The organism is Nonomuraea fastidiosa, from assembly GCF_042751225.1.
In the GTDB taxonomy this organism is placed as follows: domain Bacteria; phylum Actinomycetota; class Actinomycetes; order Streptosporangiales; family Streptosporangiaceae; genus Nonomuraea; species Nonomuraea fastidiosa.
In genome coordinates this window covers 5,244,578-5,270,467 of record NZ_CP170570.1, presented here as the reverse complement: position 1 = coordinate 5,270,467, position 25,890 = coordinate 5,244,578, and the positions used below count along the sequence as shown (strand labels likewise).

Here is a 25,890-nt window from a genome sequence, read left to right as displayed (position 1 = left end):
AACATGACACCTTGGTTGTCATGATGGGTCTGTTCTGGATCGAGCGTGGCACCGGCATGCCCGTCGTCCTGCTGCACGGCGGCTTTCTCGACCACACGATGTGGGACGACCAGATCCCGGTGCTCTCCGAGCGCCACCGGGTCATCGCGTACGACGCGCGCGGCCACGGCCGCTCACCCAACGCCGACGGGCCGTACCGGCTGACCGACGACCTCGCCGCCCTGCTGCGCCACCTCGGCACGGGGCCGGCCGTGCTGGTGGGAGTCTCCATGGGGGCGGGACTCGCGGTGGACACGGCCCTCGAGCACCCCGACCTGGTGCGGGCCCTGGTGGTGACGGGGGCGGGGACGAGCGAGCCGTGCTTCGAGGACCCGTGGACCCTGCGGGCGCTGGCCGCCTGGCACGGCGCGATGGCCGCGGGCGACCTTGAGGGCTCGGTCGAAGGGCACCTGACGCTCGGCATCGGCCCTGGCCGCGACCCCGCCGGCCTCGACCCCGAGGTGGTGCGGCGGCTGCGCGCGATGGCGCGCGGCACGATGAGCAAGCATGCCGTGGGCGAGCCGAACCACGTCGTGCCCGTGACCGACACCTGGCGGCGGATCGGCTCGATCCGCGTGCCCGTGCTGGCCGTGCACGGCGCGCTGGACTCCCCCGACCACATCGCGATGGCCGAACGGCTCGCCACCACGGTCGCCGGCGGGCGCTCGGTGACGATCGAGAACGCCGGCCACTACCCGAATATGGAACGGCCGGACGAGTACAACAGAGTCCTCGAGGACTTCCTCGCCTCGCTGTGACACCTCCCCACTCGGCACAGCAGAACGTGACAGCCGGGCTGGGCTCTTGAAGGGGGTTGGGCAGGACCGGCCAGACTGGGCACTTGAAGGGGGATGGGCGGGACCGGCCAGACTGGGCTCCTGAAGGGGGTTAGGGGGTGCCGGCCGGGCTGGGCTCTTGATTGGGTGGGCGGGACCGGCGTCGGCGCCCGCCGGGGATTCGGGCGCCGACGCCAGTGGTCTCAGCGGTTCAGCGGGTGTCGGAGTCGCTTTCGGACAGCGCCGCGCGCCCCGCCTCCAGCCGCGCCACCGGGATGCGGAACGGCGAGCAGGAGACGTAGTCGAGGCCCACGTCGTGGCAGAAGTGCACCGAGTCGGGGTCGCCGCCGTGCTCGCCGCAGATGCCGAGGTGCAGATCCGGCCGGGCGGCCCGGCCCTCGGCCACGGCGATCTCGATGAGCCGCCCGACGCCGTCCCTGTCGATGCTCTCGAACGGCGACACCCCGAAGATGCCGAGGTCGAGATAGCGGTGGAAGAACGACGACTCGACGTCGTCGCGGGAGAAGCCCCACGTCATCTGGGTCAGGTCGTTGGTGCCGAAGGAGAAGAACTCGGCGGACTCGGCGATCTGGCCCGCGGTGAGCGCCGCCCTCGGCACCTCGATCATGGTGCCGATGAGCGCGTCCACGCCGGTCTCCGCGAGGATCTTGACGGCCTCCTCCCGTACGGACTCCAGCTCCTGGACGGTCGCCACCAGCGGGATCATGATCTCGGGACGCGCGCCAGGCACCTCCTTGGCGGCCTGGGCGATGGCCCTGACCTGCATCGCGAACAGGCCGGGGATGACCAGGCCGAGGCGCACGCCGCGCAGGCCCAGCATCGGGTTCTGCTCGTGCAGGCGCTTGACGGCGCTGAGCAGGCGGCGATCCTTCTCGGTGGCCTCCTGGGTGGCGGCCTTGACCGACAGCTCCACCAGGTCGGGCAGGAACTCGTGCAGCGGCGGATCGATGAGCCTGATGGTCACGGGGGCGCCGTCCATGGCGCGGAAGATGCCGATGAAGTCGGCCTTCTGCAGCGGCTCCAGCGCGTCGAGCGCGGCCTGGCGCTCCTCGTCGGTGGTGGCGAGCACCAGGTCCTCCACGAGCTGCCGCCGCTCACCGAGGAACATGTGCTCGGTACGGCAGAGCCCGATGCCCTGAGCGCCGAAGCGGCGGGCGCGGGCGGCGTCCTCGGGGGTGTCGGCGTTGGCGCGCACCCGGAGCCTGCGGGCGCCGTCGGCGTGCCGCATGATGCGGTCCACGGCCTTCACCAGGTCGTCCGCCGGTTCGGCGTCGCCCTCGAAGTACTCGACCACGGCCGACGGCACGACCGGGACCTCGCCGAGGAACACCTCGCCGGTGGTGCCGTCGATGGAGATGACGTCGCCTTCGGCGACCACCACGCCGCCGGGGGCGGTGAAGCGCCGCTCGGCGGTCTGCACCTCCAGCTCCTCGGCCCCGCACACGCACGTCTTGCCCATGCCGCGGGCCACCACGGCGGCGTGCGAGGTCTTGCCGCCGCGGCTGGTCAGGACGCCCTTCGCGGCGATCATGCCGGACAGGTCGTCGGGGTTGGTCTCGCGGCGTACCAGGATGACGTCCTCACCCTGCCCGGCCAGCTCGACGGCGCGCTCCGACGAGAAGACCGCCTTGCCGACCGCGGCGCCGGGAGAGGCGTTCATGCCCTTGGCGATCCGCTGCCTCTCCGCGCCGCTGTCGAAGCGGGGGAACATGAGCTGCGCGAGCTGGTCGCCGGTGACGCGGGTGACGGCCTCGTCCATCGTGATCAGGCCCTGGTCGACGAGCTGCGTGGCGATGCAGAACGCCGCCGCGGCCGTGCGCTTGCCCACCCGCGTCTGCAGCATCCACAGCTTGCCGCGCTCGATGGTGAACTCGATGTCGCACAGGTCCCGGTAGTGGTTCTCCAGCGTCTCCATGATGCCGAGGAGCTCGCGGTAGGAGTTCGGGTCGATGCGTTCGAGTTCCTGCAGGGGCATGGTGTTGCGGATGCCGGCCACCACGTCCTCGCCCTGGGCGTTCTGCAGGTAGTCGCCGTACACGCCCTGCCTGCCCGAGCCGGGGTCGCGGGTGAAGGCGACGCCGGTGCCGGAGTCGTCGCCGTAGTTGCCGAAGACCATCGCCATGATGTTGACGGCGGTGCCGAGGTCGGCGGGGATGCGCTCCTGGCGGCGGTAGAGAATGGCGCGCGGCGCGTTCCAGGAGTCGAAGACCGCCATGACGGCCAGCCGCATCTGCTCGCGCGGGTCGGACGGGAAGTCCTTTCCGGTCTGCTCGCGCACAATGCCCTTGTACGTCTCCACGAGCCGCTGCAGCTCGCCGGCGTCCAGGTCGGTGTCCTGGCGGCGGCCCTTCAGCCTGTCGAGCGCGTTCTCGAACAGGTCGCCGTCGATGCCGAGCACGGTCTTGCCGAACATCTGGATGAGCCTGCGGTAGGAATCCCAGGCGAAACGGTCGTTGCCGCCCGACTGCTTGGCGAGGCCGTGCACCGACTCGTCGTTGAGCCCGATGTTGAGGACGGTCTCCATCATCCCGGGCATGGAGAACTTCGCCCCTGAACGTACGCTCACCAGCAGCGGGTCGTCGGCCTGTCCGAGCTTCCTGCCCATCCGGGACTCCAGCGCCGCGAGATGCTCGGCGACCTCCTCTTCCAGGCCGTCGGGCAGGGAGCCTTCCGCCAGGTAGTGGCGGCACGCGTCGGTGGTGATCGTGAATCCGGGGGGAACGGGCAGCCCGAGGTTCGTCATTTCGGCGAGGTTGGCGCCCTTACCGCCGAGAAGATCTTTGAGATTCCTGTTGCCCTCGGTGAAATCGTAAACGTACTTGGCCACCACAGCTCCAATCGAACGCCTCTGAACCGGACTCTACCGGTGAAATTGATGATGAAACTGCACCCCTCCGTTAAGTCGTCGTTTGTGCTGGTAAACACGGTATGACAGGTCTAATCCAATTTGAAGGGTCATAGCCGAAGAATTGGATTAGACCAATTGGTTTACACCAATTCTTGAGAAAGGCGAGTGGCGGATGAGAAACAGGTCACACTGCTACTGGAAGGCGCTCGTCACCACCCGGCACAAAGGCTCGTCGGCCTGCTAAGCCATGTCGGGAACGCGGCGGTCACCCCGGGCCTGGGCGCGTCCGTACACACGAAAGGGCCGGCGCGTGACCCTCAGGTCGGGTCCCGCGCCGGCCCTGTCCCGTCTCAGGCCACAGAGCGCGCCAGCGGGTTCGTCTCAGGGGGCGCGTCTCCGGCGCCCTCGCTGGGCGGGAGCCAGAGCACGAACGTGGCGCCCTGGCCGAGCCGGGAGAAGACCGCCACGCGGCCCCCGTGCGACTCCACGATCTGCCGTACGATCGCCAGCCCCAGCCCGGTGTGCCGGTCGCGGCGGCTGGACTCGCCGCGCCAGAACCGGTCGAACACCCGCTGCTGATCCGCCTCCCGCAGCCCGGGGCCGTCGTCGCGGACCGCCGCCCACAACCAGCCGCCCATGCGGCCCGCGCCCACCCTGACCGTGCCGCCGGACGGGGAGAAACGAACGGCGTTCGACAGCAGATTCGCCACCGCACGCCGCAGCGCGTCGGCGTCGCCGATCATGCCGAGGCCGCTGCCGAGCTCGCGGACGATCGTCACGTCGCGGGCGGCCGCGGGAGCGGTGTACTCCTCGCACGCCTCCCCCGCCACCGTCGCCAGGTCGAGATCCGTGTCCGCGAACGCCGTGCCCTGCCGCCTGGCCGTGGCCAGCAGGTCCTCCACCAGCGTCGTCATCCGGGTGGTCGCGCGGTCCACGATGGCCACCGCCCGTGCCCGCTCCTCCTCGCTAGCGTCGGGAGAGGCGAGCACGGCGTCCACGTTCGCCCTGATGATGGTCAGCGGGTTGCGCAGCTCGTGCGAGGCGTCGTCGATGAGCTGCCGCTGCGCGCTGAACGCCTCCTCCAGCCGGTCGAGCATCGTGTCGATGGTGTCGGCCAGGTCCTTCAGCTCGTCGCGCGGGCCGCGCAACCTGATGCGCCGCGTCAAATCGGTGGCCTGGATCTCCTCCGCCGTACGGGTGATCGACCGCACCGGCCGCAGCACCCGGCCGGACAGCACCCAGCCGATGCCGAGGCTGGCGACGTACAGGCCGGCCAGGGTGAGCAGCGAGTACTCGCGCAGCGTCGCCAGCGTCGCGACGTTGACCGCGTTCTCGACCTCCTCCACGAACACCACTTCACGCCTGCCCAGGTACTGGTTGCCGCTGTAGGCCTTGGCGTACTGCGTCGTGATCGGCCGCTCCTGCGTCGTCTTCGACACGGCGAAATAGATGCCGCCGAGCACCAGCGCGGCCAGCACGAACAGCAGGCCCGAGTAGAGCACCGTCAGGCGGAAGCGGATGGTGTGGATCACGACACGGGCTCCTTGAGCCGGTAACCCCGGCTGATCACGGTCTCGATCAGGCCGTCCTCCTGGAGCTTGCGCCGCAGGTTGCCGACCGTGACCCGGACGGTGTTGGTGAACGGGTCGGCGTGCTCGTCCCAGACGTGTTCGAGCAGCTCCTCCGTGGAGACGACGTGTCCCGGCCTGGTCATCAGGTAGTGCAGCACGCCGTACTCCTTGGGCGTGAGCGCCAATGCCCGGCCGTTCAGCGTCACCTCGAGCCGGGCGGTGTCGATCCGCAGGCCGCCCACCTGGAGCACCGACGTGCCGCCCGTGATGTCCCTGCGCAGCAGCGCCCGCACCCTGGCCAGCAGCTCGGGGAACGCGAACGGCTTGACCAGGTAGTCGTCGGCGCCCTCGTCGAGACCCCTGACCCGGTCGTCCAGCCGGTCGCGGGCGGTCACCATGATGATCCGCACGCCCTTGCCCGCGGCGCGCAGCGACCGGCACAGCTCGAAACCGTCGCCGCCCGGCAGGTTCAAGTCGAGCAGCACCAGGTCGTAGGTGTTGACCTGCAGCCTCTCATGCGCGGCCGGGGCATCGTAGGCGACGTCCACCGCGTACCCGGCCCGGACCAGGCCGACGCGCATCGCGTCGACCAGGTCCTCTTCGTCCTCCACCACCAGCAGTCGCATACTTTGAACCCTAATTTCGGATGATGCGTTCAGCGATCGGCGCCGCCCTGTCGATCGGGATGGCGAACCCGATGCCGATGTTGCCTCCGCCCCTGCCCGCAGCGATCGCCGTGTTCACGCCGACGACCTCGCCTCGGGCGTTCACCAGCGGGCCGCCCGAGTTGCCGGGGTTGATGGAGGCGTCGGTCTGCACCGCCGTACGGCGGGCGCTGCCGAGGCGTACCTCCCGGTCGAGGGCGCTCACGATGCCGGCCGTCACCGTGCCCGACAGGCCGAGCGGCGAGCCGATCGCCAGCACCTGGTCGCCCACCGACAGGTCGGACGAACGGCCCAGCGTCGCAGGCGTCAGCTCGCCCGGGTAGTCCACCTCCAGGACGGCCAGATCCTCGTCGCCGTCCGCGCCCGCCACCCTGGCCGTCAGGCGTCTGCCATCGGAGAGCACCACCGTCACCCGGGTGTTGCCCGCGACCACGTGGGCGTTGGTGAGAATGTGGCCGCGGTCGTCCACGACGAAGCCGGAGCCGCCCGCGGTGCGCGTCTCGATCGAGACCACGCTGGGCAGCACGCGGGCCGCCGTCGCGCTCAGCCCCGTCGGGGGTGTGGACGGTGCGGGCGCCACCCTCGGCAGCGCCGCCGGGGCCGCCGGCTCCTCCACCGGTCGCGTCCCTGCCAGGCCCCCTGCGGCCCCGCCTGCTGCGGCTCCGGCGAGCACGGCCACCAGTGCTGCGGCCGCCAGCCCCCGTCCCCGGCCCGGAGCCGCAGGACCGGCCTGACCGCCTGTCCCGGCCATGCCTACCCCGCCCGCACCTGGTCCGCCCGCACCCGGTCCGCCTGCACCTGGCCCCACCGCGCCTATCCCGGCCCCTGCTCCGGCCGCCGAGGGGGCCGCCCACGAAGGCGCGGTTCCCGTCGCGTACGGCCCCGTGGGGTACTGGCCCGCAGGCGAGGCCCCCGCCGACGTCCCGCCTGCACCGGCCGACCCCAGAGGCGACGCACCCGCGTAGGGGGAGCCCGTGGCGGAGCGCCGCGACCGGGGCGGCAACGAGCTGGGCAGGTGCCCGGCGACCCACCCCGCCTGCACACCGGCACCACCGCCCGGCCCGCCGCCCGCGCCCGGCGGCCCTGCCGCGCCCGGTGCCCCTGAGCGCGGTGTCCCTCGCAAACCGGGTGCCTCTTTCGAGCCCAGTGCGCCTGCCACGGACGCGGGTCCTGCGCCTGTGCCGGTTCTAGCGTCTGGCTCGGCGCTCAGGCCCGTGCCGCGTCTCGGCTTCGGCAAGGCTCCTGGCCCTGACGCGGTACCCGGTCCCGGCCCGTGTTCCGCGCCAGCGGAACCCGCGGCAGAGGTGCCGGTGGTCCCTACGGCGAAGGCGCCTGCAGGCCCTGCAGCCGTGACGCCTACGGGCCCTGTGCCAGGGGTGCCGGCGGCGGAGAAGCCGACGGACCCTGCGGCGGAGAAACCGGAGGCGGAGGCACTGGAGGCCGAAGCGCCGGCGGCGGAGAAGCCGGCGCGTTCTGCGGCCGAGAGACTGGAAGCGGAGGAGCCGACGAGACCAGCGGCGGAAGTGCCGGAAGCGGAGGTCCCGGGGGCGGGGGTGCGGCGGGGGAAGAGGCGGCGGGGCGCCTTCCCCTCGGGGCGGGACTCGTCGGCGGGTGATGCTGAAGGGGCGGCGGACGGTGCGGACGGACCCGGACGGACGGCGGGCGGAGTGCGGAAGTCGGGACCTGACGGCGAGCCGATGCCTTTCATGGCAGCCTCGAGAACCACAGCATCGACGTCACCGCCGCCACCAGCCCGCAGATCAGCCCCGCCGCCACGAACCACTGCCAAACCTCCTGACGCTCGGTGCGGTAGCCGACCGAGGTGCCGATGTCCTCGTAGACGGCCTGCAGCTCGTCCCCGCTCGCGGCCTCGTAGAAGCCGCCGCCCGCGGTCTCGGCGAGGCTCTGCAGCGCCGGCCCGTCCACCGGGACCGGTACGTCGCGCCCGGACAGGCTGATGACGCCGTCCGGGGTGCCGTACGCGATGGTGGTGACCGGGACGCCGCGCGCGGACGCCTCGGCCGCGGCCTCGCCCACGGTGCGGCCGGTGGTGTTGGAGCCGTCCGACAGCAGCACGATGTGCGCGGGCGGCGCCTCCTCCTCGCTGTCGAGCGCGGCGATCGCCTCCAGCGAGGTGAAGACGGCCTCGCCGATGGCGGTGCCCGAGTCGGTGCCGAGGCGATCGAGCGCGGTCAGTACGGCCTGCCGGTCGGTGGTGGGCGGCACCGCGACGGAGGCCGAGCCGGAGAACGACACCAGCCCGAGATTGAAGCGTTCGGGCAGCCCTTGGACGAACTGGTCGGCCGCCCGCTTGGCCGCCTCGAACCGGTTGGGCGAGACGTCGGTGGCCCCCATGGACGCGGACACGTCGAAGGCCACCATGATGGTCGCCCGCTCCCGAGGCACCAGCACCTCGGCGGTCGGCCGGGCGAAGCCGACCACGAGCAGCGCGAACATGAGCAGCAGCGCCGCCGCGGGCACGTGCCTGCGCCAGCCGGGCCGGCGCGGCGCGACCTTGTCGAGCAGGTCGTAGTTGGCGAAGCGGACGGCGTACGCGGTCCTGCTGCGCAGCGCGACGATGACGTACGTGACCGCGAGCAGCGCCACCGGGATGAGCAGCAGCAGCCAGAGGGGCGCGATGAGGGTCACGCCGCGTCACCTCCTCCTCCGCTCATGGGAGCGTGTCCGTGCCTGGTGGGGCCGGCGGCCAGGGCGGCCAGGCGGCGCTGCCGCATGACGTGCCTGACCAGGTCGCGCACCCAGTCCCGGTCGGTACGCAGCCGCATGTGGGTCACCCCGGCCCTGCGCAGCCCGGCGGAGACGGCGTCCCGCTGGGCGAGCGCGGCCTCGGCGTACCTGCGGCGCAGCCGGGAGCTGCCGGTGGCGGCCTCGCGCCGCCGTCCGGACTCCGGGTCGATCACCGTGAGGATGCCGACGTTCGGCAGCGTCAGCTCGCGCGGGTCGATCACCTCCACGGCCAGCACCTGGTGGCGGGCGGTGAGGCGGCGCAGCGGCGGCTCCCAGGTCTCGGGCGAGTCGAGGAAGTCCGACAGCACGACGACCATGCCGCGCCGCCTGGTCAGCCGCCCGAGGTGCTCGGCGGCGACGCCGAGCAGCGGCTCGGCCACGCCGGGCGGGGTGCGCGGCAGCGCGAACGCCGCCTGGAGCAGCGCCATCAGGTGCGGCCTGCCCGTCCTGGCGGGCAGCGTCCTGACCCCGCCGCCGTGCAGCACGTGGACGCCGATCCTGTTGCCGGTGCGCTGGGTGATGAAGCCGATCGCGGCCAGCGCGGACAGCGCGAGCTCGCGCTTCTCCATCGCGACGGTGCCGAAGTCCATGCTGGCGGTGGCGTCGAGCAGCGCCCATACCTCCAGCTCCCGGTCCGCGACCAGGTCACGGACGTGGGGCTCGTTCGTGCGCGCGGTGACGTTCCAGTCCATCCGCCGCACGTCGTCGCCCGGCCGGTACGCCCGCGACTCCGCGGGCTCGCTGCCCGGACCCGGCACCAGGCCCATGTGCTCGCCCTGGAGCAGCCCATCCAGCCTCCTCGTGATCGTCAGCTCGAGCCTGCGCAGCGCGGGCTCGGCCATCAGGTACGGCTTCATGCGGCGTCCGTTCTCATGTCCGGCCGCATGTCCGCCCGCATGTCCGCCCGCATGCCCGGCTGCGTGTCCGGCTGCGTGTCCGGCTGCGTGCCGGCCCGCTGCTGGGGAGTGACGACCGGCAGGGGCACCGCCGCCACCACGCGGTCCACGACCTGCCGGGGCATGACGCCGTCGGCCAGCGCGTCGAAGGAGAGCACGAGCCGGTGCGCCATGACGTCGTGCGCGAGATCGCGTACGTCCTCGGGCAGCACGTAGTCGCGCCCACGCAGCAGCGCGAGCGCCCGCCCTGCGGCCAGCAGGCCGAGCGTGGCCCTGGGGCTGGCGCCGAAGACGAGCTGCCGGCCCACCTCGGGGATGCCGTACCTGTCGGGGTCGCGGGTGGCGTACACCAGGCGGACGGCGTACTCGGCGACCGCGTGGTGCACGAAGACCTCCTCGGCCCGGCGCTGGAGTGCGATGACCTCCTCGGGGCCGAGGACGCGCTGGGGCGCGGGCGGGTCCACGCTCATGCGGTAGACGATCGCCAGCTCCTCCGATTCGCTGGGATAGTCCACGTCGATCTTGAGCAGGAAGCGGTCGCGCTGCGCCTCGGGCAGGTGGTAGACACCCTCGGACTCGATGGGGTTCTGGGTGGCGAGCACCAGGAACGGCCGGGGCACCTCGTACGTGGTGCCGCCGATGCTCACCTGCCCCTCGGCCATGATCTCCAGCAGCGCCGACTGCACCTTGGCGGGCGCCCTGTTGATCTCGTCGGCGAGCAGCAGGTTGACCATGACGGGTCCGAGCTCGACGTCGAACGTCTCGGACGACGGCCGGTAGATCCTGGTGCCGACGATGTCGGCCGGCACCAGGTCCGGCGTGAACTGGATGCGCGCGAACGTGCCGCCGGCCACCGTGGCGGTGGTCTCGGCGGCGAGCGTCTTGGCGATGCCGGGCACGCCTTCAAGCAGGCAGTGGCCCTTGGCGAGAACGGCGACGAGCAGGCGCTCGACCATGTGATCCTGACCCACGATCACGCGCTTGATCTCGAACAGGGCGCGTTCGAGCAGTGCGGGGTCGGTCATGGCTGCACGCTCCCGTGCCGGCAGTCGTCCACGACGACCCGCAGCTCCAGGGCCGATGTCTCCGGTTCGGCGAACGCGGCGCCGCCCGTCATCATCAGCGCGGCTGCGGCGAGCAACGTAAGAGCGAAACGTGGTTTACGCATGAATCCCTCGTCCCTCGTATGTGCCGGTAATCGGCTTAGGACGAATGTCATCAGGCGACCGCGAAAAGCAGCGTAACCGTCGTCTTTATACAAATTTTCGGTGTACGCCCCGAGACGCCGACCTGCGCTCCGGGAGGCCGGCCGGTCTGCGCCCAGGAGGGACTCCGGGAGGCCGGTCTACGCTCCGGGATGCCGGTGTCACGCCCCAGGACGCCGCCCCCGCACAGGGACGTGAAAGGGCCGCCCGCCACAACGGCGAGCGGCCCTCGAAGCGACCCTCGGCGGGTCAGTCGTTCAGGTGCTGGCGCAGGTAGGACTCGACGCCCTCGATGGAGATGCGCTCCTGGGCCATCGAGTCGCGCTCGCGGATCGTCACCGCGTTGTCCTGCAGGGTGTCGAAGTCGATCGTGATGCAGAACGGCGTGCCGATCTCGTCCTGGCGGCGGTAGCGGCGGCCGATCGCGCCCGCGTCGTCGAACTCGACGTTCCAGCGGCGGCGCAGCTGCGCGGCCAGGTCGCGCGCCTTGGGCGACAGGTCGGCGTTGCGCGACAGCGGCAGCACCGCGGCCTTGACCGGCGCGAGCCGGTGGTCGAGCCGCATCACCGTGCGCTTCTCCATGACGCCCTTGGCGTTGGGCGCCTCGTCCTCGCTGTAGGCGTCGAGCAGGAACGTCAGCGTGGCGCGGTCGACACCGGCCGCGGGCTCGATGACGTACGGGATGTAGCGCTCGCCGCTCTCCTGCTCGAAGAAGCTGAGGTCGACGCCGGACGCCTTGGCGTGGGCCGACAGGTCGAAGTCGGTGCGGTTGGCGATGCCCTCCAGCTCACCCCACTCCGAGCCGGCGAAGTTGAAGCGGTATTCGATGTCGACCGTGCGCTTGGAGTAGTGGGACAGCTTCTCCTTGGGGTGCTCGTAGAGCCGGAGGTTGTCCTTGCTGATGCCGAGGTCGGAGTACCAGCGGTAGCGCTCGTCGATCCAGTACTGGTGCCACTCTTCGTCGGTGCCGGGCTTGACGAAGAACTCCATCTCCATCTGCTCGAACTCGCGGGTGCGGAAGATGAAGTTGCCCGGCGTGATCTCGTTGCGGAACGACTTGCCGATCTGGCCGATGCCGAACGGGATCTTCTTGCGCGCCGACTGCTGGACGTTGAGGTAGTTGATGAAGATGCCCTGCGCGGTCTCGGGCCGCAGCCAGGCCAGGCCCGACTCGTCCTCGACCGGGCCGAGGAAGGTCTTGAGCAGGCCGCTGAACTGCCGGGGCTCGGTGAAGGTGCCCTTGTTGCCGCAGTTGGGGCAGGTGATGTCGGCCAGGCCGCCCTCAGGGGCCTTGCCGTTCTTCTCCTCGTACGCCTCGATGAGGTGGTCGGCGCGGAAGCGCTTGTGGCAGGACAGGCATTCGGTCAGCGGGTCGGTGAAGGTGTCGACGTGGCCGCTCGCGCGCCACACCTCGGGCGCCAGGATGACGGACGAGTCGAGGCCCACGACGTCTTCGCGGGACTGGACCATCGACAGCCACCACTGCCGCTTGACGTTGTTCTTCAGCTCGACGCCCAGTGGACCGTAGTCCCACGACGCGCGCAGTCCGCCGTAGATCTCGCTCGACGGGTAGACGAGCCCGCGGCGCTTGGCGAGGCTGACGATGGTGTCGATGACGTCGGTGCGTCGTGCCATTTTGGTTGATTCTCTTTCCGGCTGGAGGTCGGCGAGGGTGATTCGATGAGCTCCCAGCTTAGGGCACGGTCGGCTGCTCTCGCGCGCGACTAATCACTCGTCCCGGAGGAGGTGTCAGGGGCGTCCTGGGCGTCCTGGGCGTCATACGTGTAAACGTCCTCGTACGCGCTGGGCTCGTTCAGCATGAGGATCATCAGCGGATACATCACCATCCGGGCGGCCGACAGGGCCCTGCGGTAGAAGCCGGCGCCCTCCCATTCCGAGATCAGCGCCCACAGGTTGGGCTCGTCGACCGAGCGGGCGAGCCTGCCACGCCGGTAGCCGGGCTGCTGCGCGAAGGTGTCGAGGATGGTCTGGCCCTGCTTGACGAAGTCCTGGGACTGGGACTCTGGGACGGTGTATCGGATCACGGCGAGCACCCGACCAGCCTAGAGGTGCAGGCCCCACGAGTCGCGCGAACTCCCGTAGGCTTCGCGGCGTGGCCCCTGAGAAGAGGCGCGCGGACAAGCGCGACGACATCCGCGGCGGCAAGCAGCGCCCGCTGCCGCCGGGCGAGCAGTTCTTCACGCCGGGCGCGACCGGGCTGCGCAAGGCGGTGGAGCAGCGCAGCGCGGTGCCGATCACATACCTGTTCACGCAGGTGCCCCGCTGGGTGACGCCGGCGGTGATGGTGATGCTGCTGCTGGCCGGGTTCGCGGTGACCAACCCGCTCGGCGGCGTGGCGGTGCTGCCGGTGCTCGCGTTCATCGGCTGGCTGGCGTATCTGTCGTGGCCGTCGCTGGGCGCGGGCGGCAAGCTGCTGCGGGTCGCCATGCTGACGTTCCTCGTCCTGCTGGCGGCGACCCGCTTCGGCGCGCTCTGACACCTCAGGTGGTCAGGGCAGCAGCGTGTAGCCGGGGAAGTTGCCCGGCAGGCGCTCGTCGTCCGAGCCGCCGGAGACGGGAACGGTGACGGCGCGGACGAGCAGCTCGCCGCCCACGAACGCGCCGCGCCACGACGCGCCGAGCCCGCCGAACAGCTCCTCGCGGTCGCCGCGCGAGCGCGGCCGGTTGTGCCCGACCTTGAACGCGCGCACCTCGGGCGCGAGCCGCTGGAAGGTCGCCTCCTCATCGCACGACAGGGTGGCGACGAGGGCGCCGTTGCTCGCGTTCATGGCGGCCAGCAGCTCGGCCTCGGTGTCGACCAGCACCATCGTGTCCACGGGCCCGAACGGCTCGGCGTGGTGCAGCGGCGACGACGGGGGCGGGTTGAGCAGCGCCGTCGGTGCGAAGTACGCCGAAATATCCTGACCGGGGAGGAAGCATCCGTCGTCGAGTGCGGCCCGGTACACCGGCACCCCGCCCCTGGCCACCGCCTCGTCCACCTGATCGGCCAGTTCCTTGGCCTTGGAGGCGTTGATGAGCGGGCCGAAGTCCAGCTCCGGCAGCGGGTCGCCGGCCTCGGCCACGGCCAGCGGATGCCCGAAGCGCAGCGAGCGCACCGCCTCCAGGTAGGCGGCCAGGAACTCGTGGAAGAGCGAGCGCTGCACGACGAAGCGCGGGTAGGCGGTGCAGCGCTGCTTGCCGTAGTCGAAGGTGGCGCGGATCTGCCTGGTGAGCAGGTCCCAGTCGCCGTACTCCCACACGCCCCAGCAGTTGAGCCCCTCCTGCTCCAGCACGTGCCGCCGGCCGAGCCCGCCGAGCCCGGCCAGCGAGGTCGCCACCTTGGCGCCGGCGTCCCTGCCGCCCACGAACGACACGCAGCCCAGCGCGGCCGAGCCGACGAGCACCGGGGACAGCTCCGCCCCTCCCCCGCTGACCAGCGTGAACGGCAGCCCCTCGCGCACGGCCAGCGCGCAGGCCAGGGTGAGGCAGCACAGCCCGCCGTCGGTGGGCGTCTTGGCGATCACCGCGTTGCCCGCGAGCGCCTGCACGAGCATGGCGTGCATGAGCACGCTCATCGGGTAGTTCCAGCTCGCGATGTTGCTGACCGGGCCCGGTAGCGGGGCGCGCCCGGCCACCATGCGGTCGATCTCCTCGACGTACCAGCGGACGCCGTCGAGGCAGCGGTCCACGTCGGCGCAGGCCGTCCTCCACGGCTTGCCGATCTCCCAGACCAGCAGCAGTGCCAGCAGGTCGCGGTGGGCGGCCATCGACTCCACGGCCGCCGCCACCATGGCCTTGCGCTCGGCGAGCGGCGTGTGGCGCCAGCGGCGGTGCTCGTCGACCGCGCCCGCCACCGCCCGGCCGGCGCCTGCCCTGTCGAGCCGGGGCGGTCCCGCGATGGCGGTGCCGTCGAGCGGCGAGAAGCCGGGCACCGGACGCCCGTCGCGGTGCCAGATGCCGCCCCAGTGGTTCAGCACGCGGTCGTCGTGAAAGGCCTCGGGGGCGACGCGGCGGCACCGCTCGTACGCCTCCTGCCAGGACGTCCCTGGTTTGAGCCGCATGGTGACCTCCCTCCTCAGTCCGACCAGTCGGCGGTGATGAGCTCGGGCAGCGGCTCGAACTCCTCGACGGCGTCGAGCGCCGGCCCCATGGCGGCGTCGGCCTCGCGTTCCACCATCACCTCCACCAGCACCGGCAGCCGTTCGCGCGCCGACTCCGCGCTCGCCCATGCCAGCGCGTCGCGGATGTCGCCGGGCAGCTCCACCCGGCGCGCCGGGCAGCCGAACGCCTCCATCGCCTTGACATGGTCGATGCCGCCCTCCCCGTAGTGCAGATCGACGGCGTAGTTCATGCCGTACGGGAGCTCCGCCTGCCTGATGAGCCCGAGATACTCGTTGTTGATCATGACGATGACGAACGGCACCCGGTACTGCGCCGCCACCGCAACCTCCTCCATGAGGAACTGGAAGGAGTAGTCGCCGGCCACCGCGACGACCTGCCGCTCGGGATGGGCGAGCTTGACGCCCATGGCGGCGGGCACCTCCCAGCCCAGCGGCCCGGCCTGCCCGCAGACCAGGTAGCGGCGCGGCAGGTACGTCCTCTGGAACTGGCCCGACCAGATCTGGTAGAGCCCGATCGCGGTGACGAACGTGGTGTCGCGCGGGAAGTACTCGTTGATCTCCTTGAACACCCTGGGCGGCTTGATCGGCACCTCGTCGAAGTCGTCTCTGCGGGTGAGCGTGCCGCGCAGCTCGGCGACCCGGCGCACCCACCTGCCCGGCTCGCGCGGGCCGCCGCGGCGGCGTGCCTCGTCGCGCAGCCCGGCGAGCACCGGCCTGGCGTGCCCGACGACGCCGAGGTCGGGCTCGAAGACCCGGCCGATCTGCAGCGGGTCGATGTCCACGTGCACGAACCTGCGGCCGCGCCGGTAGACGTCGAGGTCGCCGGTGTGCCGGTCGCCGAAGCGGGCGCCCACGGCCAGCACCAGGTCGCTCTCCAGGAACGCGGCGTTGCCCCACCGCGTCTGCGTCTGGATGCCGGCCATCCCGGCGAACAGCGGGTGGTCCTCGGGGAAGGCGCCCTTGCCCATGAGCGTCACCTGCACCGGCACCTGAAGGTGCTCGGCCAGCGCGCGCAGCTCGTCGCACGCGTTCGCGATGATCACGCCGCCGCCGGCCAGGATGATCGGCCGCCTGGCCTCCTCGACGAGGTCCATGGCCGCGCGCACGGACCGGGGCAGCGGCTCGGGCACGGGGACGGGCAGCGGCGCGTCCAGCTCCCGGTCGTACCGGCAGGTGCCGCGCTGCACGTCGATCGGCAGGTCGATGAGCACAGGACCGGGACGTCCCGAGCGGGCGACCCTGAACGCCTCCCTGAACACCCACGGCGCCTGCGCGGGCTCCCTGAGCTGCACCGCCCACTTGGTCACCGGCCTGGCGACCTCCACGATGTCCACCGCCTGGAACGCCTCCTGGTGCAGCTTGGTGCTGGCGGCCTGGCCGGTGACGCAGATGAGCGGGATCGAGTCGGCGAGCGCCGTGTAGAGGCCGGTGATCATGTTGGTGCCGGCGGGGCCCGACGTGCCGATGCAGACGCCGACGTTGCCGGTCGCCCGGGCCCAGCCGTCGGCCGCGTGGGTGCCGCCTTCCTCGTGCCGTACGGTGATGTGCCGGATCGAGCTGTGCTGGAGCGCGGCGTACAGCGGGAGGATGGCCGCGCCCGGGATGCCGAAGACGGTGTCGACGCCCTCCGACTCCAGCACCGCGACCACGGCCTCCATGCAGGGCACTCGCTTCATGCGTTCAGCCTTTCGATCACCTTGAGCAGGGCGGAGTGGTCGAGCGAGCCGTGCCCCTGCGCCCTGGCCGCCGCGACGAGCTGGGCGACCTGCCCGGTGAGCGGCAGGCTGACCCCGGCGGCGCGGGCCGCGTCCAGGGCGATGCCCATGTCCTTGTGGTGCAGGTCGATGCGGAAGCCGGGGGTGAACTCCCGTTTGACCATGGTGTGGCGCTTGAGGTCGAGGATCCGCGAGCCCGCCAGGCCGCCGGCCAGCACGTCGAGCCCGGCCGCCGGATCGACGCCCGACGCCTCCAGCAGCACGATCGCCTCCGACACCAGGCCGTAGATGCCGCCCACGACGAGCTGGTTGGCCGCTTTGACGGTCTGTCCCGCCCCTGCCGGGCCCACGTGCACGACGGTCGTGCCGAGGCGCTCCAGGACCGGCCTGGCGGCCTCCACGTCCTCGGGCGCGCCGCCCACCATGATCGACAGGGTGCCGTCCACGGCGCCGCGCTCGCCGCCGCTGACCGGGGCGTCGAGCGCGCGTACGCCGACGGCCGCCGCCCGCCTGGCCACCTCGCGCGAGGTCTCCGGCTTGATCGTGCTCATGTCGATGTAGAGCAGGTTCGGCTTGCCGTACTCGATGACGAGCGGCGCGACCTCCTCCACCTGCGGCGAGTCGGGCAGCATGGTGATCACCACGTCGGCGCCGGCCACCGCGTCGACCACGCCCGTCGCGCCCTTGCCGCCGCGTCCGGCGAGATGCTCCACGCGCGCGGCGCTGACGTCGTAGCCCTTCACGGCGAATCCGGCCTTGAGCAGGTTGGCCGCCATCGGGCCGCCCATGATCCCCAAGCCGATGAACCCGATGTTCATGTGCGCCTCCAGTCGAACGCGCCCGGCCCCTCGTGCCGGTACTCCAGGCCGACGTGGCCGCGGTAGCCCGCCGCCGCCAGCCGCTCGAAGATCTCCCCGTACGGCATCCGCCCGCTGCCCGGCGCTCCCCTCCCGGGGTCGTCGGCGATCTGCACGTGCCCGAACGCGCCGGCGTGCCGGTCGATGAGCGCGAGCACGTCCTCGCCCATCCTGTGCAGGTGGTACAGGTCGGCGAGGAACGCCACGTTGGGCCGGTCCACCTGGCCGATCAGCTCGAACGCGGCGGCCGACGAGGTGATCGGGTAGTGCGGGTTCTCGTGGCCGTTCAGCGCCTCGACGACGACGGTCGCGCCGATGTCCGCCGCCGCGTCGGCCGCCCTGCGCAGGTTGGCCACCGCGAGATCCCTGTCGGTGCCGGGGTCGTTGCCGTACAGGGCGTTGAGCACCGTGCAGCCCAGCTCGCCGGCCAGGCGTACGGCGGCGTCGACGTTCGCCTGGAAGCGGGCCGAGCCGCCGGGCCTGGCCAGCAGGCCGCGCTCGCCCGCCGCCATGTCGCCGGCGTCGAAGTTGAGCGCCACCAGGCGCACCCCGGCGTCCTCGACGGCCGCGCGCAGCGCGGCGAGCTCGGCGCCGCTCGGGTCGGGACCGCCGAACGGCCACCACAGCTCGACCGCGCCGAACCCGGCCTTGGCCGCCGCTGCGGGGCGTTCCAGCAGCGGCAGGCCGGTGAACAGGATCGACAGGTTGACGTCGAACGCGACCCCTTCGGGAACCCGGATCACGACGCCGCCGCCCTGAACAGGGCCGAGCGCAGCAGCCGCGCCGTCTCCGACGGCGTCTTCCCGACCCGTACGCCGACCGCCTCCAGCGCCTCCTTCTTGGCCTGCGCCGTCCCCGATGAGCCGGACACGATCGCGCCCGCGTGCCCCATGGTCTTGCCCTCGGGCGCGGTGAAGCCCGCGACGTAGGCGACGACGGGCTTGGTGACGTGCTGCTCGATGTAGGCGGCGGCCCGCTCCTCGGCGTCGCCGCCGATCTCGCCGATCATCACGATGGCGTCGGTGCCCGGGTCGTCCTGGAACGCCTGGAGGCAGTCGATGTGCGTGGTGCCCACGACCGGGTCGCCGCCGATGCCGACGGCGGTGGAGAAGCCGAGGTCGCGCAGCTCGTACATGAGCTGGTAGGTGAGCGTGCCCGACTTGGAGACCAGCCCGATGCGGCCGGCGGAGGTGATGTCGGCGGGGATGATCCCGGCCGACGACTGTCCCGGGCTGATGAGTCCCGGGCAGTTGGGCCCGATGATCCTGGTGCGCCCGCGCGCCAGCGCGCGGAGGCGTACGGCGTCGTGCACCGGCACGCCCTCGGTGATGACCACGCAGAGCGGCACGCCCGCCTCGATCGCCTCCTCCACGGCCGAGGCGGTGAAGCGCGGCGGCACGAACACCACCGACACATCGGCCCCGGTCTCGGCGACGGCCTCGGCCACCGAGCCGAACACCGGCACCGTGCGCTCGCCGAAGTCCACCGAGCGCCCGCCCTTGCCGGGGGTCACGCCGGCCACCACGTCGGTCCCCGCGGCGAGCATGCGGGCCGTGTGCCTGCTGCCTTCCGCGCCGGTCATGCCCTGCACGAGCACCCGGCTGTCCTTGGTCAGAAAGATCGCCATTACGCACCTGCCGCGAGTCGTGCCGCCATCTCGGCGGCGCCGTCCATGGTGGAGACCTGGCGTACCGCCGGGTGCCTGGCCTCGCTGAGAATGCGCCGGCCCACCTCGGCGTTGTTGCCGTCGAGCCGTACGACGATGGGCCTGCCGTTACCGCGGTCGCCGAGGAGCCGCAGCGCGGTGACGATGCCGTTGGCCACGGCGTCGCAGGCCGTGATGCCGCCGAAGACGTTGACCAGCACCGACCGCACGTCGGGGTCGGCCAGGATGATCTCCAGCCCGTCGGCCATGACCTGGGCGGAGGCGCCGCCGCCGATGTCGAGGAAGTTGGCCGGGTTCGCGCCCGCGCCCGCCACCACGTCGAGCGTGCTCATGACCAGGCCCGCACCGTTGCCGATCACGCCGACCGTGCCGTCCAGCTTGACGTAGTTGAGCCCCTTGGCCCTGGCTTGGGCCTCCAGGCCGTCGGACCGCTCGGCGTACTCCTGCCGGTCGTGCCGGAAGGCGGCGTTGTCGTCGAGCGTGACCTTGCCGTCGAGCGCCACGATGCGCTGGTCGGTGGTGCGGATCAGCGGGTTCACCTCGACCAGCAGCGCGTCCTCCGCGACCAGCACCTGCCACAGCTTCTCCAGCACCTCGGCGGTCTGCTCGGGCAGGCCCGCCTTGGCCGCGAGCAGCCGCGCGGTGCCGGCGTCCACCCCTGTCGCCGGGTCGATCGGCAGTTTCACGATGGCGTCGGGGTCGCGCGCCGCCAGTTCCTCGATCTCCATGCCGCCCTGTGCCGACACCATGGCAAGGAACGCGCCTTCCGCCCGGTCCACCAGGAAGGCGGCGTAATACTCCTCGAACGGCACGGTCGCGGCCTCCACCAGCACCCGGCGGGCCGTGTGCCCCTTGATGTCCATGCCGATCACGCGTTCGGCCTCCGCCTGGGCCGCGGCCGGCCCCGCCGCCGGTCTGATGCCGCCCGCCTTGCCCCGCCCGCCGGTCTTCACCTGGGCCTTGATGACAACGGGCGTGCCCAGCTCCGCCGCGATCGCGCGGGCCTGTTCCGGAGTGGCCGCGACCCGGCCGGCGGGGACCGGGATCCCGTGACGCCCGAAGAGCTCCTTCGCCTGGTACTCGTACAGGTCCATTCGAGCCTCCTTTGTAGACGGTATACCGTATGGAGTATTCGCCGTCTAGGGTCTCGACAGGCTCCGGCATTCTGGATATTCCATACTGTATGGAGAATGCAATTAAAGACTGGCGGGGGCGCTCGTACCTCCCTGGACCCGTCCCCGCCGACCGCGTGTGCATGTTCCGGCTGGCCCTGGCCTCGATGGCGGTGATCAGCCCGCTCCAGTACGGCTACGCCGCCCTGCACACCCGCCAGGCGGGCGGCCTGACGCTGCTCGCCGTCTGGATCGCCTGCCAGGCCGCGGGTGCGCTGCCCGCGCTGCACCTCGTACGCCGCAGGCGGCTCGGCGTGCGGCCGTGCCTGGCGGCCGGAGCCGCGCTCACCGGGCTCGGCCTGGCCACCGCCGGGCTCACCTCCGGCCTGTCACCCGCCGCGCTCGCCGGGTACGCGGTGCTCGGCGGCCTCGGCGCCGGCCTGGTGTACGGGGTCTGCGGCGAGGTCGTCTCCTCCTGGTACCCCGAACGCCCCGCCGCCCGCGTCGGCCTCATCACCGGCGCCTTCGGTTACGGCGCCGTGCCCCTGCTGCTGTGGGCCGGGCCGTTCCCCGCGGCCACCGGCGCCGCGTTCCTGGTCACCGCCGCGGTCGCGACGGCCGTGCTCGCCACCGCCGCCCGGCATCTGCGCCTGCCTCCTCCCCTGTGGTGGCCGCAGGACGTGGACCCGCGCAGCCACGCGCTCGACGCGGCGCGCCTGCGCACGGCGCCCGAGTCGGCCAAGCAGTTCGGCCTCGCGCAGGCGCTGCGCACCCGCACGCTGCCCGCGCTCGCGGTGATGCTGGTCTGCGCGGGCGCGGTCTCGGTGCTCGACGTGATCGTGGTGGCCGCCACCGGCGCGTGGGGCGCGGTGGCGCTGCTCGTCGCGCTCAACGGCGCGGGCCGGGCGGTCGCCATGCGCGCCTGCGAGCTGTACGGCCGCCGGCGGGTGCTGTCCGCCGTGTTCTGCGCGCTCGCCGCCGGTCAGGTGCTGCTCGCGGTGGCCGCGCAGACCGCCTACGAGCGGCCGGGCGGCACGCTCCTGCTGTGGCTCGGCGCGATCGCCGCCGGGCTCGGCGGCGGCGCGTTCTACCCGCTGCTCGCCGGCCTCGTCCGCGAGCTGTTCGGCGCGGAGCGGGCCACCGAGATCCACGCCGTGGTCTACAGCGCGAAGGCGGTGGCGGGGGTGATGGCCGCGGGGCTCGCGTACATCGCGCTCACCGCCCCCGGAGCCGCGCTGCTGGCCGCCGCCGCGCTGGCGGCACTGCCCGCGCTGGCGACGCCCCGCCTGCGCATCCCCGGCCTGCCCGCCACCATCCCGCTGTGACGAAGCCCTCCGCACCCTCCCGGACACCGTCCCCCGGCACCCTCCCGGACGCCGCCCCCGGGACCCTCCCGGACGCCGCTCCGGCACCGTCCTCAGCACCACCCCCGAACCGTCCCTTCACACCGTCCCTACCGACCACCGTGATGACGCACTGTGATGAGACTCACGGGCGAGCGGAACCCCAGGACGGTATGCTGTAGGCAGTCGACCAAAAACCGAATTCCAGCCCTGGAGACGTGACCCATGTTGCTGTCGGATCAGGCCGGTCAGACGGCGGCCCCGAAGATCCCCCGTCCGGCGACGCTCCGCGAGAGCGTCATCGAGGCTATCCAAGAGCTCATCGTCTCCGGGCAGCTCAAGCCGGGCCAGCACCTCGTCGAGAGCGAGCTGGCCGAGTTGCTCGGCGTCTCCAGGCAGCCGGTCCGCGAGGCGTTGCAGCAGCTCAGCGGTGAGGGCTGGGTCGATCTCTTCCCCGGCCAGGGCGCGTTCGTGCACGTCCCGACCGTCGAGGAGGCCGACCAGCTGCTCGCCGTACGCGCTCTGCTGGAGACCGAGTCGGCGCGCCTTGCGGCCAAGCACGCGGGCGAGGACGGCGTGAAGCGGCTGCGCGAGCTGTGCGCGCGCGGCATCGCCGCCGTGCAGTCCGACGACGTCGAAGCCGCCGTTGCCACCAACTCCGAGCTGCACGCGCTGGTCACCGACCTGTCGGGCAACAAGGTGCTCGCCGAGCTGGCCGCCCAGGTGGCCAGGCGGGTGCGGTGGTACCACACGCCGGTGGCCCGCCAGCGCGGCATGGCCTCGTGGGAGGAGCACTCCGCGCTCATCGACGCCATCGAGGCCGGTGACGAGCGGCGCGCGGCCAAGATCATGCGCGAGCACACCGAGCACACGCGTACCTCGTACATGAAGCAGCGCGAGAACGAGCCGGTCGAGCCCGCGCCCAAGCCGGTGCGCCGCCGCCGCACCCGCCAGGCCGGCTGAGCGCTTCCCTTCCACCGCGCAGTGCCCCGGATCGGGCCCGGCCCGCGGGAACGGTCCCGGTTGACGTGACGTTCACACAAGCCCACGTGCTCCGAAACACCTCGGGCAGAGGATGGAGCCACACCGATTGGAGGTGCATGACGATGAAAGCGTTCTTCCGCTTTCTCCTCGGTGATCCGCCCGGTCAGGCGGCGGACGGCCGGGCCATCGGCATCGGCCTGAGCACCGCGCTCAGGAAGCACTACTCCGCCGACGACGCCGACCGCCATCTGCGCGAGTGGAGCAAGGACATCGACATCCGCAGAAGCCCCCGGCACTGAGTGCCGTCAGCGAGCACCCCCACCCGGGCTCAAGCCGTCGAGACACCGTCGCCGGCATGATCGGCGGCAGGGGGGGCGGCCACCCTCGAAAGCAGCGGCCTCCGCCCCCGCGTCCGGCGCGGATCAGCGTTCCGCGGCCGGCTCCGGCTCCTCCTCCGATTGCTTCGCCTTCTCCGCCTTGGCATCGCGTGCCGACTTGATCAGGCTGAGCACCGTCGTCACGGCGAGAGTGCCGACGATGACCCCGAGTGACACCAGGATCGGGATCTCCGGCGCCCACGAAACCCCGTCGTGGTGCAGGGCCTCCAGGATCAGCTTCACCCCGATGAAGGCCAGCACGACCGACAGGCCCTTGCTGAGGTAGACCAGCCGGTTCAGCAGTCCTCCGATCAGGAAGAAGAGCTGGCGCAGCCCCATGAGGGCGAAGGCGTTGGCGGTGAAGACCAGGTACGGCTCCTTCGTCAGCCCGAAGATGGCCGGGATGGAGTCCAGCGCGAACAGCAGGTCGGTGGTCCCGATGGCGACCATGACGATCAGCATCGGGGTCACCATCCTGCGGCCGAGGTGCACGGTCAGGCGGGCCCCGTAGTAGGTGTCCGTGGTCGGCAGCACCCGGCGCACCGTGCGCAGCGCGACGTTCTCGGAGAACTCCGCCTCCTCGTCCTCCTCGCCCATCAGCTTCCACGCCGTGTAGACGAGGAAGGCGCCGAAGACGTAGAAGAGCCAGTCGAACCTCGACACCGCCTCCGCGCCGGCCGCGATGAAGCCGCCCCGCAGGATCAGCGCCAGCACGATGCCGATGAGCAGCACCTTCTGGCGGTACTCCCTGGGCACCCGGAAGCGGCTCATGATCAGCAGGAAGACGAAGAGGTTGTCCACGCTGAGCGAGTACTCGGTGATCCACCCGGCGAAGAACTCGCCGCCGTGCGACGGGCCCGACAGCAGAAGCAGCCCTGCCCCGAAGGCCACCGCCAGGCCGACGTAGAAGCTCACCCAGGCCACGCACTCCGTGAACGAGGGCTCGTGCGGGTTCCGGGCGACGAGGTAGAAGTCGACGGCGAGTACGACGCAGAAACCGCCGATCGTGGCCAGCCAGATCCACAAGGGCAGGTTCACCTACGCGCTCCCTTCCTCGCCTGCATCATCCGGGCGTAACGGATGTACTGGTCGAGCAGCTCCTTGGCGGCGGGGTTGCCGCCGGCCACCCGGACCAGCCAGTGCGGCATGAGCCGCTCGTGCATCCACAGGAAGCCGATCGCGAAACCGAGGCTGATCATCGCCTGGTACGCCAGGAACAGCGGCACACCGTCGGCCATGCCGGCCCCGGCCACGCTCTCCTGCAGCAGGCGCGAGAGGGGAAAGGCCACCATCCAGTAGAGGCCGACGGGCCCGAACGTGCCCGGCCGGAACACGCGGTGGGCCAGGAGCACGCCGTACATGCCGCCGAAGAAGGCGAGCGGTGCGGCGAGCGCCAGGGCCGACAGCGCGGCCATCCCGATGGGCTGTCCCGCGAGCAGGATCAGCCCACCGGCCATGGCTCCGGCGACGGCTCCGATCGACGCCCCTGGCAGGGCGAGCTCGAAACTGTGCCGACCGGTCATCAGCCCACGACCACGCCGTAGGCGAACAGGCTGTAGAAGAGCATGCCCAGGTAGAACACCGCGCCCAGCCCGATGATCGCGTTCGCCCACCACTTGGGCCTGATCGGTTTGGGCAGCATGCGGTTGTTCACCAGAAGCAGGGTGACGCAGTACGCGCCCATCGCGAACGTCGACAGGAACGCCAGCGTGTCCAGGATCCCGCTGGGACCGTCGGCGGGGCCGAACAGCAGGATCAGAATGCCGAAGATGATCACGCCCCAGAGGAAGATGCCGTACAGGCGGGACATGCCCAGCTTCTTGGCACCGGGAATGAAGTGGTAGGTCATGTCGGCCTGGCCGCGCGAGAACGAGTCGAACAGGCCCAGCGTCGCGTTGAGGCCGATCAGGGCGATGAACCCGAGGAACACGACCCCGAGCACCGAGCTGCCCGCCGAGGAGACGGCGTTGGCCATCGCGGTCAGCGCCACCTCACGGTCGTCGGCCATGAGCGCCGAGCGCACGGCCGGGTCGATCCGTACCGCCGCCTGGGCGATCACCGTGAAGGAGATGGTGACCAGCATGGTGATGCCCCAGAAGAGCAGCAGCGCGTCGAAGGTGACCCAGCGCCGCCAGCCCTTCCACTTGGCCATCTCGGCCGGGTCGGAGGTGTCGAACATGTACCCGCGGCTCTCCTGCTCCTCCTGGGCGCCGGCGTGGCGCAGCCCGACCACCTTCGGCTGGTGCACGCCCATGCCGGCCCCCGAGTCACGCAGGTGCAGCGTGTACCACATCTGCTGCATGCCCGAGGGGCCGGCGAAGGCGCAGGCGCCGACGATGACGGGGAACCAGGTGGCCGTCATGGCCTCAGGAGGCAGGTAGCCGAAGGAGAACATGCCGGTGATCGTGGACACCACGTCTCCCCAGGAGCCGACCATGGCCGCGACCACGGCCGTGCCGAGCACGAGCGCCCCGATCAGCAGGGAGAGCACGTTCTCCAGCAGGTTGTAGATCACCTTGGCGAGGGTGAAGACCACGCCGACGAGGACCAGCCCGGCGATCGCGGTCACCACCCAGGGGATTCCGGTGATCTCCTCGAACGCCGCCGCGCCTGCGGACAGGTGGCCGGGCCAGATGTAGACGGCGATGGCCACCACGAAGAAGAACCACATCAGCGGCTTGAACACCCTGGCCGCGCCGGAGAAGATGCTCTCCCCCGTGGCCATGGCGTAGCGGGCCATCTCCAGCATGACCACGGCCTGGAGCGTGACGCCGATCAGGAACAGCCACCTGATCTCGGGCCCGAACAGCAGCACCAGCCGGGGCCACATGTACGACTCGCCCATGCCCACGCCGAGCGCGACGAGGAACACCGTCGGCCCGATGAGGTGCACCGAGGGAGGCGCGTCGGGGAGCTTCCTGATGGGCATCGGCGCCAGCCGGCCCGC

The 25,890-nt window shown here is 71.4% G+C and carries 24 protein-coding genes; 5 read left to right on the top strand and 19 right to left on the bottom strand.

The window, feature by feature from the left end:
- Positions 1-20 precede the first annotated feature (20 nt).
- Positions 21-797 (top strand): alpha/beta fold hydrolase, encoded by a 777-nt coding sequence (locus ACFMQL_RS24525; protein ID WP_378787167.1) that lies wholly within the window; start codon positions 21-23, stop codon positions 795-797.
- Positions 798-1,026: 229 nt separating this feature from the next.
- On the opposite strand, the gene ppdK is transcribed toward ACFMQL_RS24525, so the two are convergent.
- The 10 genes from ppdK to ACFMQL_RS24475 form a co-directional block, all read right to left on the bottom strand.
- Complete coding sequence (gene ppdK, locus ACFMQL_RS24520; protein ID WP_364056750.1) at positions 1,027-3,663, bottom strand: pyruvate, phosphate dikinase; 2,637 nt, start codon at positions 3,661-3,663, stop codon at positions 1,027-1,029.
- Positions 3,664-4,034: 371 nt separating this feature from the next.
- Positions 4,035-5,216: a HAMP domain-containing sensor histidine kinase gene (locus ACFMQL_RS24515; protein ID WP_364056753.1), complete on the bottom strand. Its 1,182-nt coding sequence runs from the start codon at positions 5,214-5,216 to the stop codon at positions 4,035-4,037.
- Positions 5,213-5,881, bottom strand: a complete 669-nt coding sequence (locus ACFMQL_RS24510; protein ID WP_364056756.1) for a response regulator transcription factor — start codon at positions 5,879-5,881, stop codon at positions 5,213-5,215. Before ACFMQL_RS24510 ends, ACFMQL_RS24515 begins: the two co-directional genes overlap by 4 nt.
- 10 nt (positions 5,882-5,891) lie before the next feature.
- Positions 5,892-6,536 (bottom strand): trypsin-like peptidase domain-containing protein, encoded by a 645-nt coding sequence (locus ACFMQL_RS24505; protein ID WP_364056759.1) that lies wholly within the window; start codon positions 6,534-6,536, stop codon positions 5,892-5,894.
- 1,088 nt (positions 6,537-7,624) lie between these two features.
- A complete protein-coding gene (locus ACFMQL_RS24500) occupies positions 7,625-8,569 on the bottom strand; it encodes a VWA domain-containing protein (RefSeq protein WP_378787166.1) in 945 nt (314 codons plus the stop codon).
- Entirely contained in the window at positions 8,566-9,525 is a 960-nt protein-coding gene (locus ACFMQL_RS24495) for a DUF58 domain-containing protein (protein WP_378787165.1), read from the bottom strand. Before ACFMQL_RS24495 ends, ACFMQL_RS24500 begins: the two co-directional genes overlap by 4 nt.
- A complete protein-coding gene (locus tag ACFMQL_RS24490; protein WP_364056768.1) occupies positions 9,522-10,589 on the bottom strand; it encodes a MoxR family ATPase in 1,068 nt (355 codons plus the stop codon). Before ACFMQL_RS24490 ends, ACFMQL_RS24495 begins: the two co-directional genes overlap by 4 nt.
- Positions 10,586-10,732 (bottom strand): hypothetical protein, encoded by a 147-nt coding sequence (locus tag ACFMQL_RS24485; protein ID WP_378787164.1) that lies wholly within the window; start codon positions 10,730-10,732, stop codon positions 10,586-10,588. Before ACFMQL_RS24485 ends, ACFMQL_RS24490 begins: the two co-directional genes overlap by 4 nt.
- 286 nt (positions 10,733-11,018) lie before the next feature.
- Complete coding sequence (locus tag ACFMQL_RS24480) at positions 11,019-12,404, bottom strand: glycine--tRNA ligase (protein WP_364056774.1); 1,386 nt, start codon at positions 12,402-12,404, stop codon at positions 11,019-11,021.
- Between the two features lie 89 nt (positions 12,405-12,493).
- Positions 12,494-12,823 (bottom strand): antibiotic biosynthesis monooxygenase family protein, encoded by a 330-nt coding sequence (locus ACFMQL_RS24475; RefSeq protein ID WP_364056777.1) that lies wholly within the window; start codon positions 12,821-12,823, stop codon positions 12,494-12,496.
- A gap of 59 nt (positions 12,824-12,882) precedes the next feature.
- Here ACFMQL_RS24475 and ACFMQL_RS24470 point away from each other — a divergent pair, with 59 nt between their 5' ends.
- Positions 12,883-13,266: a DUF6703 family protein gene (locus ACFMQL_RS24470; protein WP_364056780.1), complete on the top strand. Its 384-nt coding sequence runs from the start codon at positions 12,883-12,885 to the stop codon at positions 13,264-13,266.
- A 12-nt stretch (positions 13,267-13,278) separates the two neighbouring features.
- Here the strand turns inward: ACFMQL_RS24470 and ACFMQL_RS24465 are convergent, their stop codons facing one another.
- Genes ACFMQL_RS24465 through sucC form a run of 6 tightly spaced genes read right to left on the bottom strand, consistent with a single transcriptional unit; the run spans position 13,279 to position 20,221 of the window.
- Entirely contained in the window at positions 13,279-14,829 is a 1,551-nt protein-coding gene (locus ACFMQL_RS24465) for an aldehyde dehydrogenase family protein (protein ID WP_364056783.1), read from the bottom strand.
- Positions 14,830-14,843: 14 nt separating this feature from the next.
- Positions 14,844-16,565 (bottom strand): glyoxylate carboligase, encoded by a 1,722-nt coding sequence (gene gcl / locus ACFMQL_RS24460; protein ID WP_364056786.1) that lies wholly within the window; start codon positions 16,563-16,565, stop codon positions 14,844-14,846.
- Complete coding sequence (locus ACFMQL_RS24455; RefSeq protein WP_378787162.1) at positions 16,562-17,422, bottom strand: NAD(P)-dependent oxidoreductase; 861 nt, start codon at positions 17,420-17,422, stop codon at positions 16,562-16,564. The genes gcl and ACFMQL_RS24455 overlap by 4 nt, the downstream gene beginning before the upstream one ends.
- Positions 17,419-18,204, bottom strand: coding sequence for a hydroxypyruvate isomerase family protein (locus tag ACFMQL_RS24450; protein WP_378787161.1), 786 nt, complete (start codon positions 18,202-18,204; stop codon positions 17,419-17,421). Before ACFMQL_RS24450 ends, ACFMQL_RS24455 begins: the two co-directional genes overlap by 4 nt.
- Positions 18,201-19,088 (bottom strand): succinate--CoA ligase subunit alpha, encoded by an 888-nt coding sequence (sucD, locus tag ACFMQL_RS24445; RefSeq protein WP_378787159.1) that lies wholly within the window; start codon positions 19,086-19,088, stop codon positions 18,201-18,203. The genes ACFMQL_RS24450 and sucD overlap by 4 nt, the downstream gene beginning before the upstream one ends.
- The gene (gene sucC, locus ACFMQL_RS24440) at positions 19,088-20,221 is read right to left on the bottom strand and encodes an ADP-forming succinate--CoA ligase subunit beta (protein ID WP_378787157.1); all 1,134 of its coding nucleotides are present in this window, start codon (positions 20,219-20,221) and stop codon (positions 19,088-19,090) included. The genes sucD and sucC overlap by 1 nt, the downstream gene beginning before the upstream one ends.
- 89 nt (positions 20,222-20,310) lie before the next feature.
- Between sucC and ACFMQL_RS24435 the strand changes: the two genes are divergently transcribed.
- The 3 genes from ACFMQL_RS24435 (at position 20,311) to ACFMQL_RS24425 (ending at position 22,865) form a co-directional block, all read left to right on the top strand.
- The gene (locus ACFMQL_RS24435) at positions 20,311-21,564 is read left to right on the top strand and encodes an MFS transporter (RefSeq protein WP_364056801.1); all 1,254 of its coding nucleotides are present in this window, start codon (positions 20,311-20,313) and stop codon (positions 21,562-21,564) included.
- Between the two features lie 243 nt (positions 21,565-21,807).
- Complete coding sequence (locus tag ACFMQL_RS24430) at positions 21,808-22,545, top strand: GntR family transcriptional regulator (protein ID WP_364056804.1); 738 nt, start codon at positions 21,808-21,810, stop codon at positions 22,543-22,545.
- A 143-nt stretch (positions 22,546-22,688) separates the two neighbouring features.
- On the top strand, positions 22,689-22,865 hold the full coding sequence (locus ACFMQL_RS24425) for a hypothetical protein (RefSeq protein WP_364056807.1): 177 nt from the start codon (positions 22,689-22,691) through the stop codon (positions 22,863-22,865).
- 123 nt (positions 22,866-22,988) lie between these two features.
- On the opposite strand, the gene ACFMQL_RS24420 is transcribed toward ACFMQL_RS24425, so the two are convergent.
- From ACFMQL_RS24420 to ACFMQL_RS24410, 3 genes are read right to left on the bottom strand one after another with little or no spacing between them, the layout of a single operon-like run.
- Positions 22,989-23,981 carry a TerC family protein gene (locus ACFMQL_RS24420; RefSeq protein ID WP_364056809.1) on the bottom strand — a complete coding sequence of 331 codons (993 nt, stop codon included), beginning with the start codon at positions 23,979-23,981 and terminating at the stop codon, positions 22,989-22,991.
- Positions 23,978-24,466, bottom strand: a complete 489-nt coding sequence (locus ACFMQL_RS24415) for a hypothetical protein (protein ID WP_378787155.1) — start codon at positions 24,464-24,466, stop codon at positions 23,978-23,980. The genes ACFMQL_RS24420 and ACFMQL_RS24415 overlap by 4 nt, the downstream gene beginning before the upstream one ends.
- Positions 24,466-25,872, bottom strand: coding sequence for an Nramp family divalent metal transporter (locus ACFMQL_RS24410; protein ID WP_364056813.1), 1,407 nt, complete (start codon positions 25,870-25,872; stop codon positions 24,466-24,468). The genes ACFMQL_RS24415 and ACFMQL_RS24410 overlap by 1 nt, the downstream gene beginning before the upstream one ends.
- Between the last annotated feature and the right edge of the window lie 18 nt (positions 25,873-25,890).